Annotated in this window: 11 protein-coding genes; 6 read left to right on the top strand and 5 right to left on the bottom strand. The window is 68.9% G+C overall.

Features of this window, described 5'->3' with window-relative positions; translation table 11 throughout:
* Positions 1-2 precede the first annotated feature (2 nt).
* Both AAC979_RS09690 and AAC979_RS09685 read right to left on the bottom strand, forming a co-directional pair.
* The gene (locus tag AAC979_RS09690; RefSeq protein WP_371346627.1) at positions 3-860 is read right to left on the bottom strand and encodes a hypothetical protein; all 858 of its coding nucleotides are present in this window, start codon (positions 858-860) and stop codon (positions 3-5) included.
* Positions 861-900: 40 nt separating this feature from the next.
* Entirely contained in the window at positions 901-2013 is a 1113-nt protein-coding gene (locus AAC979_RS09685) for a linear amide C-N hydrolase (RefSeq protein WP_371346626.1), read from the bottom strand.
* Between the two features lie 264 nt (positions 2014-2277).
* Here AAC979_RS09685 and AAC979_RS09680 point away from each other — a divergent pair, with 264 nt between their 5' ends.
* The 5 genes from AAC979_RS09680 (at position 2278) to AAC979_RS09660 (ending at position 8538) form a co-directional block, all read left to right on the top strand.
* Positions 2278-2604, top strand: a complete 327-nt coding sequence (locus tag AAC979_RS09680; RefSeq protein WP_371346625.1) for a YtcA family lipoprotein — start codon at positions 2278-2280, stop codon at positions 2602-2604.
* Between the two features lie 3 nt (positions 2605-2607).
* Positions 2608-3657, top strand: a complete 1050-nt coding sequence (gene mdtN, locus AAC979_RS09675) for a multidrug transporter subunit MdtN (RefSeq protein ID WP_371346624.1) — start codon at positions 2608-2610, stop codon at positions 3655-3657.
* Positions 3641-5512 (top strand): FUSC family protein, encoded by a 1872-nt coding sequence (locus AAC979_RS09670; protein WP_371346623.1) that lies wholly within the window; start codon positions 3641-3643, stop codon positions 5510-5512. Before mdtN ends, AAC979_RS09670 begins: the two co-directional genes overlap by 17 nt.
* 3 nt (positions 5513-5515) lie before the next feature.
* Positions 5516-7042, top strand: a complete 1527-nt coding sequence (locus AAC979_RS09665) for a TolC family protein (protein WP_371346622.1) — start codon at positions 5516-5518, stop codon at positions 7040-7042.
* 167 nt (positions 7043-7209) lie between these two features.
* Positions 7210-8538, top strand: a complete 1329-nt coding sequence (locus AAC979_RS09660) for a glutamate decarboxylase (protein WP_371349032.1) — start codon at positions 7210-7212, stop codon at positions 8536-8538.
* 54 nt (positions 8539-8592) lie between these two features.
* Here the strand turns inward: AAC979_RS09660 and putA are convergent, their stop codons facing one another.
* Positions 8593-12432 (bottom strand): trifunctional transcriptional regulator/proline dehydrogenase/L-glutamate gamma-semialdehyde dehydrogenase, encoded by a 3840-nt coding sequence (putA, locus tag AAC979_RS09655; protein WP_371346621.1) that lies wholly within the window; start codon positions 12430-12432, stop codon positions 8593-8595.
* Positions 12433-12641: 209 nt separating this feature from the next.
* On the opposite strand from putA, the gene AAC979_RS09650 reads away from it, so the two are divergent.
* Complete coding sequence (locus AAC979_RS09650; RefSeq protein ID WP_371346620.1) at positions 12642-13670, top strand: LLM class flavin-dependent oxidoreductase; 1029 nt, start codon at positions 12642-12644, stop codon at positions 13668-13670.
* A 123-nt stretch (positions 13671-13793) separates the two neighbouring features.
* On the opposite strand, the gene AAC979_RS09645 is transcribed toward AAC979_RS09650, so the two are convergent.
* Both AAC979_RS09645 and AAC979_RS09640 read right to left on the bottom strand, forming a co-directional pair.
* Complete coding sequence (locus tag AAC979_RS09645; protein ID WP_371346619.1) at positions 13794-14738, bottom strand: DMT family transporter; 945 nt, start codon at positions 14736-14738, stop codon at positions 13794-13796.
* Between the two features lie 106 nt (positions 14739-14844).
* Positions 14845-16023 (bottom strand): FAD-dependent monooxygenase, encoded by a 1179-nt coding sequence (locus AAC979_RS09640; protein WP_371346618.1) that lies wholly within the window; start codon positions 16021-16023, stop codon positions 14845-14847.
* Positions 16024-16028 lie beyond the last annotated feature (5 nt).

Below are 16028 nucleotides of genomic sequence, written 5' to 3'. Positions count from 1 at the left end.
GCTCAGCCCTTCGCCGCCGCCGCGCTCTCGCGCATCATCAGCGCCGCGCCGAGAAAGAAGCCGAGCGCGCCGAGGCCGAGCAGGAGATTGGCGAGGTCCGAAATCCACCCTGCCTCGCCCGCGCTTGGCACATAGGCCAGCGTCGAGGCGGCCATGAAGGCGATGCAGCCGAGCAGGTTGATGAACACGATCTGCCAGTCGAGCTGGCGCGGCCGCCAGCTCCAGTAGCGGTGCGCGGTCTCGACGAAGGCGAGATAGCCGGAGACGAGGAACAGCACCGAGCCGATCATCCCCGGCAGCCACACGGCGAGGTCCTGCGTCGCCCAGTCGGCCCCCGCCACCAGCGGGTCGAAAGTGTTGAAATTGAACGCCACCGTGCCGACGAACTGGCAGAAGGTGCTCAGCCATCCCGCGCTGTGCGGGTGCCAGCCGATCAACGTGATATGGCGCGGCGCGGCGGCGTCCTTCGGGTCGAGGGTGAAGGCACTCTGGTTCGCGGCCTGGAAGTGCTGGAGATAGCCCGCCAGGGTGAACGGAATCGAGCCGAGGAAGAACACGATATTGATCGGTGTCGCCGCCGGCGCCACCTCCGGCAGCAGGCTGAGCAGGCTCCCGGTGAGGAACAGAAGCGAGCCGAGCGCGAACAGCGCGCCGGTCCACCAATTATAGCTCTGCGTCTGCCAGAACGGGACCGGCGCGTTCTCCAGCGCCCGTGCCGCCCGCGCCAGCCCCTTGCGGTGCTGGCGGGCCTGCCAGACGATGCGCCTCCCGGCCAGCGCGTAGCTGCGCCGTGTGATGAAGGGCCACGGCCCGGCGATGCGGATGCGCAGGCCGGAGGGATGAACATGCACGCCCTTCATCAGCCTCGCCCCCGCACTCTCGGGCCCTGCGCGGCGCGCCTCACCCCGCCGTCGCCGCCTGCAGCACGGCGGTGGCGTCCTCCGCCTCGGCCAGGCGTTGCAGCGGCAGCACGCGCGGCGCGGTGAGCCCGGCCAGCGCGCCAAGGTCGAAGCGGGTGAAGTTGAGGCTGCGATAATCGCGCAGGAAGAACAGCTTGCGGTCGAGGTCGGACAGGCTGGTCCAGCAGGTATATTCGGTGGCGTAGCCCGGGCCGGCGGGCTGGTCCAGCCCCGCCACTTCCATGTGCCCGCCGCCCTGGCCGGGATAGTCGATGCTGACCCCGCGCGGCCGGTCGAAATTGTTGAGGATGTGGGCGAGCGTGCGCACGGCGAGGTCCGGCGTCGCCGCCTTTTCGGTGAACTGCGCATAATAGGCGGCGCGCACGAACCGCCCGACCGAGGTGTTGGAGGAGGGCAGGCCGGCCGTGGCGATGCCGGAATCCGGTTGCACCGCGCGATAGCCGCCGAAGCTGGCCGAAGATTTATCGACGTTCGACAGGAAGGTGTAATTGTTCAGATTGGTGAGGTGCCAGCCGAAATTCGGGCCGTTGGTCATCACCCCCACCGGGTTGTCGTACATCGTCATCGCGCCGCGGTCGAACTCGATCACCAGCGCCGCGCCGGTGGCGTCGTGCACCACATAATGGAACGGCGATTCCACCCCGCCGAGGATCGCCAGCGGCACCAGGAGGATCGGCTGCGCCGCCACCGCCTCCTTCACCTGCGCCACCGTGCTGAACTGGCCCAGGCACCAACTGCCGAGATCGGAGGCGGAGAGCACGGCCTGCGTCATCTCCACCGCGCGCTGCGTGCCGCCGGCGGTGGGGTAGGAGAGCAGGCTGAAGGTGAGGCCCTGGTCGTTCAGCCCTTCCAGCACTTTGAGATCGTCAATGCCGATCGGTGCCTGCGGTGTCGGCACCCGGTTCGGCATGGTGACGGCGAGCATGGCGTGGCGGGCGCGGTATTCCACCGGCGCGTGCCCCTCCACCTGCGAGCGTGTGGCGAAGCCGGCAGGGAAATAGGCCATCTGGTAGGGCAGATCGACGGTGAGTTCGAGCGTACGGCCGAAATAGGCCCTGCCGTCCGCGTCGCGATAGCCGAGCGATGTGCACATCCCGTCCGTCCTTCCGGTTCGGGCGAGGGCCCCGCCTCGCCGCCGCGCTTTGCCGTCCGCGCGTTTCCGCCTCGCCTCATCCGCGCGCCCCGCCACCGGCCGGCGGCGGGGAACGCCTGTGGGTTGGTCGCATGATTCACCGCGAGGGGAAAGGGCGCGCCGCCGCCGGCTTGCCGCTCGCGGTGGAATTTGCCCTCGCGGCAAGGGCTTGCTACCCGTTTTACCCAACGTCTCCGACTCGGGGGGCTCTGCCGGAGAGCGACGTTGCGCATTGGGGGTTCCGACATCACGTCATCGGGCCGGCGGCGGGCATGCCGGGCGGCGACGCTGGCGCGTGCCGCCGGGGTCGGCCTCGCCGCGCTGCCGCTGGCCGGCTGCCTGGCGGCGGGGGCGCCGGCGATCCCGCTGTTCGGCGCCTATTTCCCCTCCTGGCTGCTCTGCGCCTTCATCGGCATTCTTGGCGCGGTGGCGGTGCGCCTGGTGTTCATCCGCGCCGGCATTGACGATGCGCTGCCGGCGCGGCTGCCGGTCTATGTCTGCATCGCCGCAGCCATCGGCTTCGCCGTCGCGCTGCTCGGTTTCGGGAGGTAGCCGATGGAGGAGCACACGCACGCCGCCCCCCGCCGCAGCCTCGGCGTGCTGGTCAGCCTGCTCGCCCTCGCCGGGGCGGTGCTGCTCGGCTGGCACTATCTGCGCGACGCCGAACTCAACCCGCTGTCGCAGGATGCCGAATTGACGGCGGATGTCACCGCCATCGCCGCCTCCGTGCCCGGCCGCATCGCCAGCATCGCGGTGCGCGAGAACCAGGCGGTGGCCAAGGGCGAGCTTCTGTTCGCGCTCGACCCCGCGACTTACGAACTGCAGGTGGCGCAGGCGAGAGCCGACCTCGCCCTCGCCGAGGCGGCGCTGGCCGACAAGCAGCGCACCGTCACCGCCGAGCGGGCCAATGCGGTGATCGCGCAGGAGCAGGTGACGCGGGCGCGGCAGAACCTCGCTCTGGCGACGCAGACCCTCGCCCGGCTGGAGGCGCTGCGCCCCAAGGGCTATGTCAGCGCCCAGCAGGTGGACGATGCCGCCACCGCCAAGCGCGACGCCGAGGTGAGCCTCAAGCAGACGCTGCAGCAGGAGGGGGCGGCGACAGCGCTGGTCAGCGACACGGCGGCGGCGCTGGCGCTGGTGGAGGCGCGGCGCGCGGCGCTGGCCATCGCCGAGCGGGCGCTGGCCGATACCCGCATTACCGCCCCGTTCGACGGCCGCGTGGTCGGGCTGGAAACGGCGGTGGGCGAATATGTGCTGCCGGGGCAGTCCATCTTCGTGCTGATCGACACCGGCGCGTGGTTCACCTCCGCCGCCTTCATCGAAACCGAGCTTAACCGCATCCGCGTTGGCAATTGCGCCACCGTCTACACGCTGGCCGACCGCGCGGTGAAGATCAGCGGGCGGGTGGAGGGAATTGGCTGGGGCGTGCAGTCGACCGAGCAGATCACCCTGCCGCGCAAAATGCCGATCGTGCCGAAGAGCCTCGACTGGGTGCGGGTGGCGCAGCGCTTCCCGGTGCGCATCCGTCTCATCGACCCGCCCGCCGACCTCATGCGCATCGGCGCCTCCGCCACCGCGACCGTGCACCATGACACGGACTGCTAGCCAGGGCTGGGGCGGCATGCTCCGTCAGGTGCGGGCCGACCTGCGGCCCTTCCCGGGGCGCTTCGCCATGACCTGGCGGGTCGCGCTGCTGTGCGCGCTCGTCTGCGGCACGGCGATGCTCTACAAGGTGCCGGAGGCGGCGATCAGTTGCTACCTCATCATTTTCCTCACCCGTCGCAACGGGGCGGAGAATGTCGGGCAGGCGCTCGGTCTCATCGTCCTCGTAAGCCTCATCATCCTCCTCATCGCACCGATCATCCAGTGGACGGCGGAGTTGCCGCTGCTGCGCATCGTGGTCATCGCCGCCACCTCCTTCGCCTTTCTCTACCTCAGCTCGGCATCCCAACTGGGCGAAATCGGCGCCATCATCGCCCTCGTCATCGCCTTCGTGCTGACACTGGTGGACCAGGTGCCGGCCGGTGAAATCGTCACCCGCGGCCTGCTCTATGCCTGGCAGATGGCGGTTATGCCCATGGTTCTGCTGGCGATTTTCTCCATGGTTCTCGGCACCTCGCCCCATCGACTGCTGCACGAGACGGTAGTGGAGCGGCTCGACGCGGCCGCTCTCGCCCTCTCCGGCCGGAGCCGGCGAGCCCTGCGGGAGGCGCTGGCGGAGGGGCTGGAGGCGAGCGACAAGCAGATGCTGCTCGCGCGGCTGTTCCATACCGCGCCCAGCCGCCGGCTCGAATGGCTTTCCGGTTCCATTGCAACGACTTACCGCCTTTTGCTGGCCATCGCCGCACTGCCCGCCGGGCACCGGGATCCGGCGCTGGCGGCGCAGTGCCGGGAAGCGGCGGCCGCGCTCCGCTCCGGCCGCCGGCCGGCCGGCGCGCAGGGGGAGGGCGGGGGCGAGGGCGCGGCGGGGGCGGTTCGACAGGCTCTGGCGGATCTCGAAAAAGCTAATGGCGGCAGTACGTTGCGCGCGGAGGCGCCGTCCTTCCTCGCCGCTGACGCCTTCACCAATGCCGACCATCAGCGCTACGCGCTGAAGACGACCGCGGCGGCGATCCTTTGTTACCTCACCTATTCGCTGATCGACTGGCAGGGCATCCACACCGCGATGGTCACATGCTACGTCGCCGCGCTCGGCACCACCGGCGAGACGGTGCACAAGCTGGCGCTGCGCATCACCGGCTGCCTCATCGGCGCGGCGCTGGGGCTGGGCGCGATTTTGTTTATTATTCCGCATCTTCAATCGGTTGGCGGGTTGATGGCGCTGGTCTTCGCCGGCGTTCTGGTGGCTGCCTGGGTGTCCACGGGCAACGAGCGCATCTCCTATGGCGGGGTGCAGATCGGCCTCGCCTTCCTGCTCACCATCCTCAACGGCTTCGCCCCCAGCACCGACATGGACGCCGCCCGCGATCGCATCGTTGGGATTCTGTTGGGCAATCTCGTGGTTTATCTCATCTTCACCCGGGTCTGGCCGAAAAGCGCCGTGGTCGATGTGCGCCAGCGTCTGTCGCGCACACTGGCCACACTGGCGCGTCTCGCCACCCTCCCGCCCCCGGCGCGCGGACAGGCGATCCGAGAGGCCGCCAGCGTGGAGGCGGAGATCGCCAAGGTTCTGGACGTGCTCGCGTTTCTGCCGTTCGAGCCGAGCCGTCAGCGGCCCTCTGCCGCCCTGGTGCAGCGTCTGCACCGGCTGGCGGCGGAAGCCGGCGCGGCGCTGCCGCAGCTCATCTTCGCGGCGCAGGTGCCGCCCGGCATTGCCCCGCATTTCGCCGAGGCGGCGGAACTGCTCGGCCGGCGCGGGAACGGGCCGCCGCGAGCCGAGGCGATTGAGCCGCCCGGCGCCGCGTCTCCCGAGGTGCTGGAGCAGCGGGCGGCGCGCATCGCCGCGCTGGCGGCGGGGTAGGGCATGGCCGTTTCTCCCCTCCGCGCCATGATCGTGCTGCTGCTCGCTGGCCTTTGCCTGTCGGCCTGCGCCACGCAGGCGCTGAAGACCGCGCCGGCGAATCCCGCGCAGCCCTGGGCGCCAGACGCTACGGCGTCGGCCAGCGCCGATGAAGCGAATTTCGGCAGCGGAACCAAGGTGTTCAGCGTTCCCGCCGACCCCGAAGTGGCGCAGATGCAGCCCACGCCGGGCATCGACCCGCGCCATGCCTATGGCCTGCCCGAACTCATCGACATCGCGCAGATGCAGAATCCGCTCACCCGCATCGCGTGGCAGCAGGCGCGGCAGGCGGCGCTGTCGACCGGCATGGTAGAGGCGACCTATCTGCCCTTCATCTCGGCCAATGTCATCGGCGGCTGGCAGGAAGTTTCATCGACGCTACCCGTCACTGTCGGCAGCACCAGCGAGGTGTCGAACCGTATCGAAGGCGTCTCGCCGCAGGTGGCGCTGCAATGGCTTGTGTTCGATTTCGGCCAGCGCGACGCGCTGCACCAGACCGCCCGCCACAACGCCACCGCCGCCAATATCCTGTTCAATGGGACGCATCAGAAGATCATCCATGATGTGACGCGCGCCTATTTCCTTTACGGCGCCGCGCGCAGCCGGGTGCGGATCGCCGAGCAGAATGCCGCCAATGCGCGCAAGATCTCGGCGGCGGCACAGGCCCGCAATGATGAGGGACGCGGCACGACGGTGGAGGTGGCGCAGGGGCGGCAACTGGTGGCGCAGGCGCAGTTCGGGCTGGTGCAGGCGCAGGGTGCCGAACGCGACGCCTATCAGGTGCTGATGGCGGCCATGGGCGTGTCGCCACTGACGCGGATCACCGTGCGCGAAGCCGGCCGGCGCGCGCTTCCCGCTTCGGTGGGGGCGCCGACGGAGGCGATGATCAAGGCGGCGCTGGCCCGGCGTCCCGACGTGCTGGCCGCCTTCTCCACGATGCAGGCGAGCCGCTCCGCCATCGGCGCCGCCGAGGCCGAATTCATGCCAAAAGTGTTTCTCGGCGCGGTGGCGGCGGGGGGCGATGCGAGTTTCAGCGCCACCGGATTGCCAACCATCGGCCAGCAGGCGTCGGCCACCGGCGTGCTGCTGGGCGTCACCGTGCCGCTTTACGATGGCGGGCTGCGGGCGGCACAGCTCAAGAAGGCGCAGTCGCTCGCCGCCACGAGCGAAGCGACCTTCGAGGCGACGCGCGACGCCGCCGCCCGGGAGATCGTCATCAGCGCCGACACGCTGCGCTCGGCGCTTGCCTCCTACCAGGCGGCGACGGCGCTCGCCCAGGCCGCTACCGTGACCTATGACGCCGCGCTCGGTGCCTATCAGAGCGGGGTCGGCGACATCACTGCCGCCACCACCGCCGAAAGCGGCCTGCTCACCGCCCGGCTGGCGCAATCGGACGCCCACGCGGCCTCACTGGTCGCTGCCGCCAATCTCGCCTTCGTCCTCGGCGCCATGACCTCGCGCGAGGTCCCCGCCGCGCTGGACGCACGGTGACGGCGCCGCACCCCCGCGATGGCGGCTTGCCTTCGCCTTTGCCATGCCGCTTACTTCTGCGGCTCTCCCAGCCCGAAAGGACGCCAGCCTTGACGTCAAAAAAGTCCAGCACCGCGCTTCGCGACGACTTCCTCGACGATATCTACTCCTCGGCCGATCTGCTCGGCATGCTGCCGAAGTCGGGTTTCCCGGCGGTGCAGCGGGAGCCGCGCCATGTGTTCGCGGCGGTTCGTGACGAACTGATGCTGGATGGCAACTCGCGCCAGAACCTCGCCACTTTCTGCCAGACCTGGGTCGAAGACGAAATCCGTGACTTGATGGACCTGTCGATCGACAAGAACATGATCGACAAGGACGAGTACCCGCAGACGGCGGAGATCGAGGCCCGCTGTGTGCGGATGCTGGCCGATCTATGGAACGCACCCGATCCGCTGACGACGGTCGGCTGCTCCACCGTCGGCTCGTCGGAGGCGGCGATGTTGGGCGGTCTCGCGCTGAAATGGCAGTGGCGCAAGCGCCGCGCCAAGGATGGCAAGCCGGCCGATCGCCCCAATATGATCTGCGGTCCGGTGCAAATCTGCTGGCACAAATTCGCCCGCTACTTCGATGTTGAACTGCGCGAAATCCCCCTGGAAGGCGACCGGCTGATCATGACGCCGGAAGAAGTGCTGGCGCGCGCCGATGAGAACACGATCGGCGTGGTTCCCACTCTCGGGGTGACGTTCACCTGCCAATATGAGCCGGTGAAGGCGGTAAGCGACGCGCTCGACCGGCTGCAGGCCGAAACCGGGCTCGACATCCCCATCCATGTCGATGGCGCGTCCGGCGGCTTCCTCGCGCCCTTCTGCGCGCCGGAGCTCGTCTGGGACTTCCGGCTGCCGCGGGTGAAGTCGATCAACACGTCCGGCCATAAATTCGGCCTGGCGCCGCTGGGTGTGGGCTGGGTGATCTGGCGCGAGGCGGCTGACCTGCCGCCCGAGCTCGTCTTTGATGTGAACTATCTCGGCGGCGACATGCCAACCTTCGCACTTAACTTCTCCCGTCCCGGTGGGCAGGTGGTGACGCAGTATTACAACTTCGTCCGGCTGGGACGCGAAGGCTACGCCAAGATCCAGAATGCCTGCTACGACACGGCCGAATATCTCGCCCGCGAAATCGCCGCGCTGGGGCCGTTTGAACTGCTCTATGATGGCAATCGTCACACGGGCATCCCGGCGCTATGCTGGAAGCTGAAGGACGACAAGGGCTTCGGGGGCTACACGCTCTACGACCTCGCCGACCGGCTGCGCTCGCGCGGCTGGCAGGTGCCGGCCTATTCCATGCCGGCCAACCGACAGGACCTGGTGATCCAGCGCATTCTCGTGCGTCATGGCGTCAGCCGTGATCTCGCGAGCCTGCTGCTCGACGATTTCCAGCGGGCGCTCGACTTCTTCGCCAAGCATCCGGTCACGCATCCCCTGACCGATGAGGAGGCGGCGGGCTTCAACCACAATTGAGCGCCAGGCCCGGGCGCCGCGCGGCGCCCGGGCAGATCGGCCGCCGGTGGCCTGTCAGCCTAGCGTCATCAGGCTGGCATTGCCGCCGGCCGCGGCGGTGTTGGTGCTAGTGGAACGCTCCAGCATCAGGAGATCGAGCGGATAGGTGTCGCCGCGGGTGATGTCGTCCGGCGCCAGGCCATGAACGAGAACTATCGGCCCTTCGCGGGCCGCGATCGCCTCATTAAGCCGGCGCAGCGCATCGCTGTCGCCTTCGAACAGCACGGCGTCGACGGCGGCTTCGGCGAAGTTGTCGGTGAGCCGCACCCACTCTTCCAGCCCGTTCGGCAGCAGCGGCATCTGCGTGCCTTCGAGCACCACGCGATTTCCCGTGGCCAGCGCCGACGCGATCTGTACCGCGAGGCCTCTGGTGGTCGCCGCCAGGCAGAGGACGCTGCCGCGCGGCGAGAGAGCATAGAGGTTGCGCTCGCCGACCGGGCCGGGGAGTTCCGCCTGATGCCCGAAAGGCGTGTTCTCCAGCACCGCGCCGCAGAGGGTGCGCGTCTCGGTATCGGGCTGGAAATCCACCCACAGCCGGGCCGGGGGCGGGGCTTCACGCGCCGGCAGCAGCGCCGCCGGGCGGCGCGACAGCAGCCGCCCGAGATAGAGCGGCCCGCCCGCTTTCGGCCCGGTTCCGGACAGGCCGTGTCCTCCGAAGGGCTGCACGCCGACGACGGCTCCGATAATGTTGCGGTTCACATAGACATTGCCGACCGCGATGCGGGAGCCGACTTCGGCAATGGTCTCGTCAATGCGGGTGTGCAGCCCGAAGGTCAGGCCGTAACCGGTGGCGTTGATGGCGTTGATGAGTTGGTCGAGTCCCTCGCGGGCGTAGCGCACGACATGCAGCACGGGGCCGAACACCTCGCGGCCGAGATCGCCAATCTCGCCGATTTCGATCAGCGTCGGCGGCACGAAGGTGCCATGCGCCGCCTCATCGCCGAGGGGAAGCTGTTCCACCCGACACCCTGCCTTGCGCAGGCGCTCGATATGGGCCTCGATGCTGGCCTTCGCCTCGGCGGAAATGACGGGGCCGATGTCGGTCGACAGATGAACGGGGTTGCCAACGCTGAGCTCCTTCAGCGCGCCGCGCAGCATGGCGAGCATCCGATCAGCCACATCGTCCTGCAGGCACAGCACCCGTAGCGCCGAACAGCGCTGGCCGGCGGAATCGAAGGCGGAGGAGAGCACGTCCGCCACCACCTGCTCGGCCAGCGCCGACGAATCGACGACCATCGCATTCTGACCGCCGGTTTCGGCGATCAGCGGGATGCTGCTGCCTTCATCGCTCAGGCGGGTGGCAAGCTGGCGCTGGATAAGGCGGGCCACCTCCGTCGAGCCGGTGAACATGACGCCGCGCGTGCGACTGTCCGCAACGAGCGCGGCGCCCACCTTGCCGTCGCCGGGAACAAGCTGCAGCGCGCCGTCCGGCACGCCGGCCTCGCGCAAAATCTCCACGGCCGTCAGGGCGATCAGCGGCGTTTCCTCGGCGGGTTTGGCAACCACGACATTGCCGGCGGCCAGGGCCGCGCTGATCTGGCCGGTGAAGATGGCCAGGGGGAAGTTCCAAGGGCTGATGCACACAACGGGCCCGAGCGGGCGGTGCGTATCGCTGGAATAGCCATCCCGCACCTGCGCGCCGTAATAGCGCAGGAAGTCGACCGCCTCCCGCACTTCCCCGACGGCGTTGGGGTAGGATTTTCCGGCTTCACGGATGATGAGGCCGATGAGGGCGGGCAGGCGCGCTTCCATCAGTTCGGCGGCGCGGAACAGGCAGGCGGCGCGCTCGGCAGGCGGCGTGGACTGCCAGATCGGCGCGGCGGCATTGGCGTAGGCCATGGCGCGGCTCACCATCTCTGGCGTCGCTTCCTCCACCGTGCCGACCGTGTCGCGATGGTCGGCGGGGTTAAGCACGGTGCGCACGGGCCCCGGCAGGGTCACGGGGCCGGCGAGCAGGGGCTTTGCGGCGACCGGCGCGGCGCTGCTGGCGAGCAGGGCGGCGGCGAGGGAGGCGAGGCGCTGCTCGTTGGAGAGGTCCAGTCCGGCCGAATTGCGCCGCTCTGCCCCGAACATATCGGCCGGAGCGCTGATGCCGGGATGGGGCGCGCCCACCGGCTCGATGCGCTGGGCCGCTTCGACTGGGCTTTCAATCAGTTCGTCCACCGGCACATTGGGGTCAGCGATGCGGTTGACGAAGGAGGTGTTGGCGCCGTTCTCCAGCAGGCGGCGGACGAGATAGGCCAGCAGCGTCTCATGGGTGCCGACGGGCGCGTAGATCCGGCAGGGGCGGCCGAGCTTCTCTCGGCCGACCACCTCTTCATAAAGCGGTTCGCCCATGCCGTGCAGGCATTGAAATTCATATTGTCCGGCATAGTAGTTAGCCCCCGCCATCTCCATGACGGTGGCGAGCGTCTGCGCGTTGTGGGTGGCGAATTGCGGGAATACCGCGTCGGGGGCCGCCAGCAGCTTGCGCGCGCAGGCGAGATAGGCGACGTCGGTGTGGATCTTGCGCGTGTAGACCGGAAAGCCTTCCAGCCCATCCACTTGCGCGCGCTTGATCTCGCTGTCCCAATAGGCGCCCTTCACCAGCCGGATCATCAGCCGGTGGCCGGAGCGGCGGGCGAGGTCGATGAGGAAATCGACCACATAGGGGCAGCGCTTCTGATAGGCCTGAATGACAAAGCCAATGCCGTTCCAGCCGCTTAGTGACTCATCGAAACAAAGTGATTCAAGCAGGTCGAGCGAGATTTCCAGCCGGTCGGCCTCTTCGGCATCAATGTTGAGCCCGATGTCATAATGGCGCGCCAGCTTGGCCAGCGCGGTAACACGCGGTAGCAACTCATTGATAACACGTGAATATTGGGCACGGCTGTAGCGCGGGTGCAGGGCCGACAGCTTGATCGAGATGCCCGGCCCTTCATAAATGCCGCGCCCGGCCGAGGCCTTGCCGATGGCATGGATCGCCTGTTCGTAATCGGCGTAATAGCGCGCGGCATCGGCTTCCGTCGTGGCGGCTTCACCAAGCATATCAAAGGAATAGCGGAATCCCTTCGCCTCCATGCGGCGGGAGTTGGCCAGCGCTTCGGAGATGGTCTGACCGGTGACGAACTGCTCGCCCATCATCCGCATGGCGACATCGACGCCACGCCGGATCAGCGGTTCGCCGCCGCGACCGATGAGTCTAGTGAGAGCGCCAGTGAGACCAGTCTCGCTCGATGTCGAGGTCAGTTTGCCGGTCAGCACGAGACCCCAGGTCGCGGCGTTGACGAACAGCGAGGGGCTGTGGCCGAGATGCGACTGCCAGTCGCCATGGCCGATCTTGTCGCGGATCAGCGCGTCGCGGGTGGCGCGGTCGGGAATGCGCAGCAGCGCCTCGGCGAGGCACATCAGCGCCACGCCTTCCTGGCTGGAGAGCGAGTATTCGTGGATCAGCCCTTCGACCGGACCCTTCTGACCCTTGGCACGGAGTGCCTCCACCAACTGCCGGGCGCGGGCGCGGGCCATCTCGGCCTTCGGCGCCGGCAAGGTGGCGGGGCCGATGAGCACCGGCACTGCGTCAGTTTCCGGCATGCGGTAGGTGGAGGTGATGCGGGCGCGCGGAACACTCTGGGGCTGGATGCCGCGGGCGAAGGGCAGGAACGGGCTTTCCGTCGGCAGATTGCCGAGCGGCGCCGCGGGTTCGGCGGCGGCTTCCACCGGCGGAACCGCCTCCAGCCCGCGCTCGGTGCGTTCGATCGCTGCGGTGAGGGCGCCCTTTACCAGCGCATGCGGGGTGCAACCCTCGCGCTCGGCGGCGGCCCGGAGACGGGTGCGGAGATCCTCGTCGATCTTGACGCCGATCGTCGTGGTGGACATCGCGGTTCCCCAAATATGTCTGGTAGCGCGATGAGGTGTAACCAAAGCTGCGGAGGGGTGCAACTCAAAACGTCCACGTCGCAGATGTGGTCGCGTTCATCGCCGGTTTCGGCGATCCGCCACCAGCGGGCGGACTCCGTTCTGGGGGCGGCAAGGTCACATCGAGGATACTCCTTGGCAGGCGGGCGGCCGATCCCCACCTCTTCGCCATGACCCGTCTCACCCATACCCCCCTTTCCGTCCTCGACCTCTCCTTCGTCGCTTCCGGCTCCAGCGGGCCGGAGGCGCTGCGTGGCACGCTGGAACTGGCGCGCCATGTCGATGGCCTCGGCTTCACCCGCTTCTGGGTCGCCGAACATCACAACCTCGCCTCCGTCGCGTCGGGCGCCCCCGATGTGATGGCGGGGCAAATCCTGGCGGCGACCGAGCGCATCCGCGTCGGCTCCGGCGGGGTGATGCTGCCCAATCACGCGCCGCTGATGGTGGCGGAGCGTTTCAAGGTGCTGGAGGCGCTGTATCCCGGCCGGGTCGATCTCGGCCTCGGCCGGGCACCGGGCACAGACCATCTCACCTCGCACGCGCTGCGGCGCCGGCAGGATGTCGATCCCGGCGACGATTTCCTCGACCGGCTGAAAGAGCTGATGCTGTGGGATACCGGCGCTTGGCCGGCGGACCATCCCTACCGCAACATCCAGGTGATGCCGGTGGATGTAAAACTGCCGCCGATCTTTCTGCTGGGCTCCTCCGGCTACAGCGCCCGCCTCTCGGCGCAGATCGGGGTGGGCTATGCCTATGCCCATCATTTCGCCCAGCATGACGTGCTGGACGCGATGCTGAGCTACCGCGCCGGCTTCCAGCCCTCGGAGCGGCTGGCGGCGCCGCATGCCATCCTCGCTCTGGCGGTGGTGTGCGCGCCGACCGACGAGGAGGCGGAATATCTCGCCGGCAGCGTCGATCTCGCCCATTTGCGCCGCGCGCGCGGGCATTACGGCCCGATCCCGACCGCCGAGGAGGCGGCCGCCTATCCCTATAGCGAGGCGGATCGCGTCTTCATCCGCCGCAACCGCGACAAGGTGCTGGTGGGCGGGCCGGAGAAGGTCGCCGAAGGGCTGGAGCGCTTCCTCGACACCACGCAGGCGGACGAGGTGATGATCACCACCGCCATTCCCGACATGGCGGCGAAGAAGCGTTCCTACACGCTGGTGAAGGCGCTGCAGGCGGTGTCGGCGGCGGCGTGAGGCGGCATCACTGAAACAGCGTTATCCCGGACGGCGTGAGGCCGATCCGGGATCGCGTGCCGCTGTCCGTTGACGATCCCGCCGCTTCGCTGCGCTGCGGCCGGGACGGCATCCAGGCGGGGCTCACCCCGTCCCTTTCGTCGGCCGCGTCACCAGCCAGATGCCGAGGGCGATCGGCACGATGCCGAGAATGTCGAGAGGCGGCACCACTTCGCCCAGCAGCAGCCAGCCGAAGAACAGGCCGAGCGGCGGCATGAGAAAATGCAGGCTGGAGGCCGCCGTCGCTGAAGCGCGGGTGAGCAGATAGAACCAGAGGCCATAGCCGCCGATGGAGACGCCGATCACCAGAAAGGCGAGGCCGCCGATGAGGTTTGCGGTGAGGCGGATGTCGCCGGTGCTCTCGGTGGCGAGCGCGACCGGAATCAGGGCCAGCCCGCCGGCCAGACACTGAACGGCATTGCCGCTCCAGATGCCGCCGCGCGGCGCCAGATATTTGAACGCCAGCGTGCCGGCGGCCAGCGCGGTGACGCCGCCGCCGATGAGCAGCGTACCAGCCATTGTTTCATGCGCGCCGGCGAGGCGCGAGCGCAGCACGATGACGACGCCGATCAGCCCCAGCGCGATGCCCGCCCATTTCGCCGGACTCATCTTCTCGCCCAGCAGCGGCCCGGCGCCAAGCGCCACCAGCAGCGGCAGGCAGCTCGTCAGCACGGCGGTGTAGGCGGAGGAGGTGAAGGTCAGCGCCGTCCAGTTGAGGCCGAGATAGACGGCATTGTTGAGGATGCCGATGCCGATGAGCGCGGCAATATCCCGTCGGCGGATCGGCGGCAGGCCGTGGCGCCGGGCGCCCTTGTCCCAGAGCGGGGCGAGGGCGAGCATGATCGCGCCGGCGAGCAGCAGCCGCAGGGTGAGCAGGATCAGCGGCGGACAGTCCGCCAGTGCCAGCTTGGCCCCGGCGAAGGCGGAGGACCACAGCACACAGAACAACGCCACCAGCAGCGGCAGCGGCAGAAAGGTCGGCGGCGCCGAAACGCGCGTGGCGGCGGGCGCCTTCGATACGGCGGGCATGTCGTGTCTCCCCTCAGGTCAGGGAAGAGTAGGGATGGGGCGATGGATCGGAAAACGAGATGTTCTCATGGAAGCCATGAGGAAAGCCGATCACAGGGGGGCGTCGTCACGCCCGCCAGTCATAGATCCAGCGGTAGCGGTCCAGCACCGCGCTTTCCGGCTGGAACCGCATGACCAGATCGCGGGCGATCCGGGCCGGGCCCGTGAGATGGTAGATGCGGTCCATGCCGCGCGCGGCGCGCTGCACACGGGCGGTGCGCGGCTGGCGCGCGGCCTCGTAGCGGCGCAGGGCGGCGGGGATGTTGGCCGCGCCGGACAGTTCGCGGGCCAGCACCACGGCATCCTCGATCGCCTGCGCAGCGCCCTGGGCGAGGAAGGGCGGCATGGCATGGGCGGCGTCGCCCAGCAGCGTCACCGGGCCGTCGCCCCAGTTGGTGAGCGGGTCGAGATCGAACAGCGCCCAGCGCAGCCAGCGCCCCGGCGCGTCGAGCAAGGCGCGGGCCGGGGGGCACCAGCCGCGATAATGCGCCAGAAGCTCGTCGCGCGCCGCGGCCTCGCTCCAGCCATGCGCCTCGCGCTCATCCGGGGTGACGGCGACCAGATTGATCGCCCGCCCGGCCTTGACGGGATAGGTGACGAGATGGGCGCCGGGGCCGATCCACAGCCGCGTCACCGGATCGGTGAGGGCGGGGGGCAGCGCGTCAACCGGCACGGTGGCGCGCCAGGCGGCGCGATGGCGGAAGGAGGGCGTCGCCTGCGGAAGGAGGGTCCGCCGGACGACGGAGCGCAGGCCATCGGCGCCGATCAGCGCGTCGGCGCGCAGGGTTTCCGTGCCGCCGGCATGGCGCAGGCCCAAGGTGACGCCGGAGGCGTCGGGCGTGAAGCTTTCCAGCGCATGGCCGAGCTTCAACGTGATGGCCGGCACCTCGCGCACGGCAGCGAGCAGGGCGGCCTGCAAATCGGCGCGGTGAATGACGAGGAAGGGTCCGCCGAACCGGGCCTCGGCTTCCGCTCCCATCGGTCCGCCGGCGAGCCGCGTGCCGGTCCGCCCGTCCAGCACGGCGAAGGCGGTGGGCAGCACGGCCTCGGCGGCCACGCGCTCATAGACGCCGAGCGCTTTCAGGCAGCGCGTGGCATTGGCGGCGAGTTGCACGCCGGCGCCGGCTTCTTCCAGCACCGGCGCGCGTTCGGCCAGGGTCACGGCAAAGCCGGCCTGCGCCAGCGCAAGGGCGGCGGTGAGGCCGCCTATGCCGGCGCCGGCTATGGCGAGGGAGCGTGTGGGCAAGGGCG

Origin of the sequence: Ancylobacter sp. IITR112 (assembly GCF_041415945.1) — a bacterium.
Taxonomy (GTDB): Bacteria; Pseudomonadota; Alphaproteobacteria; order Rhizobiales; family Xanthobacteraceae; genus Ancylobacter.
The sequence above is the reverse complement of the archived record's forward strand: the minus strand, read 5'-3'. Positions and strand labels throughout refer to the sequence as shown.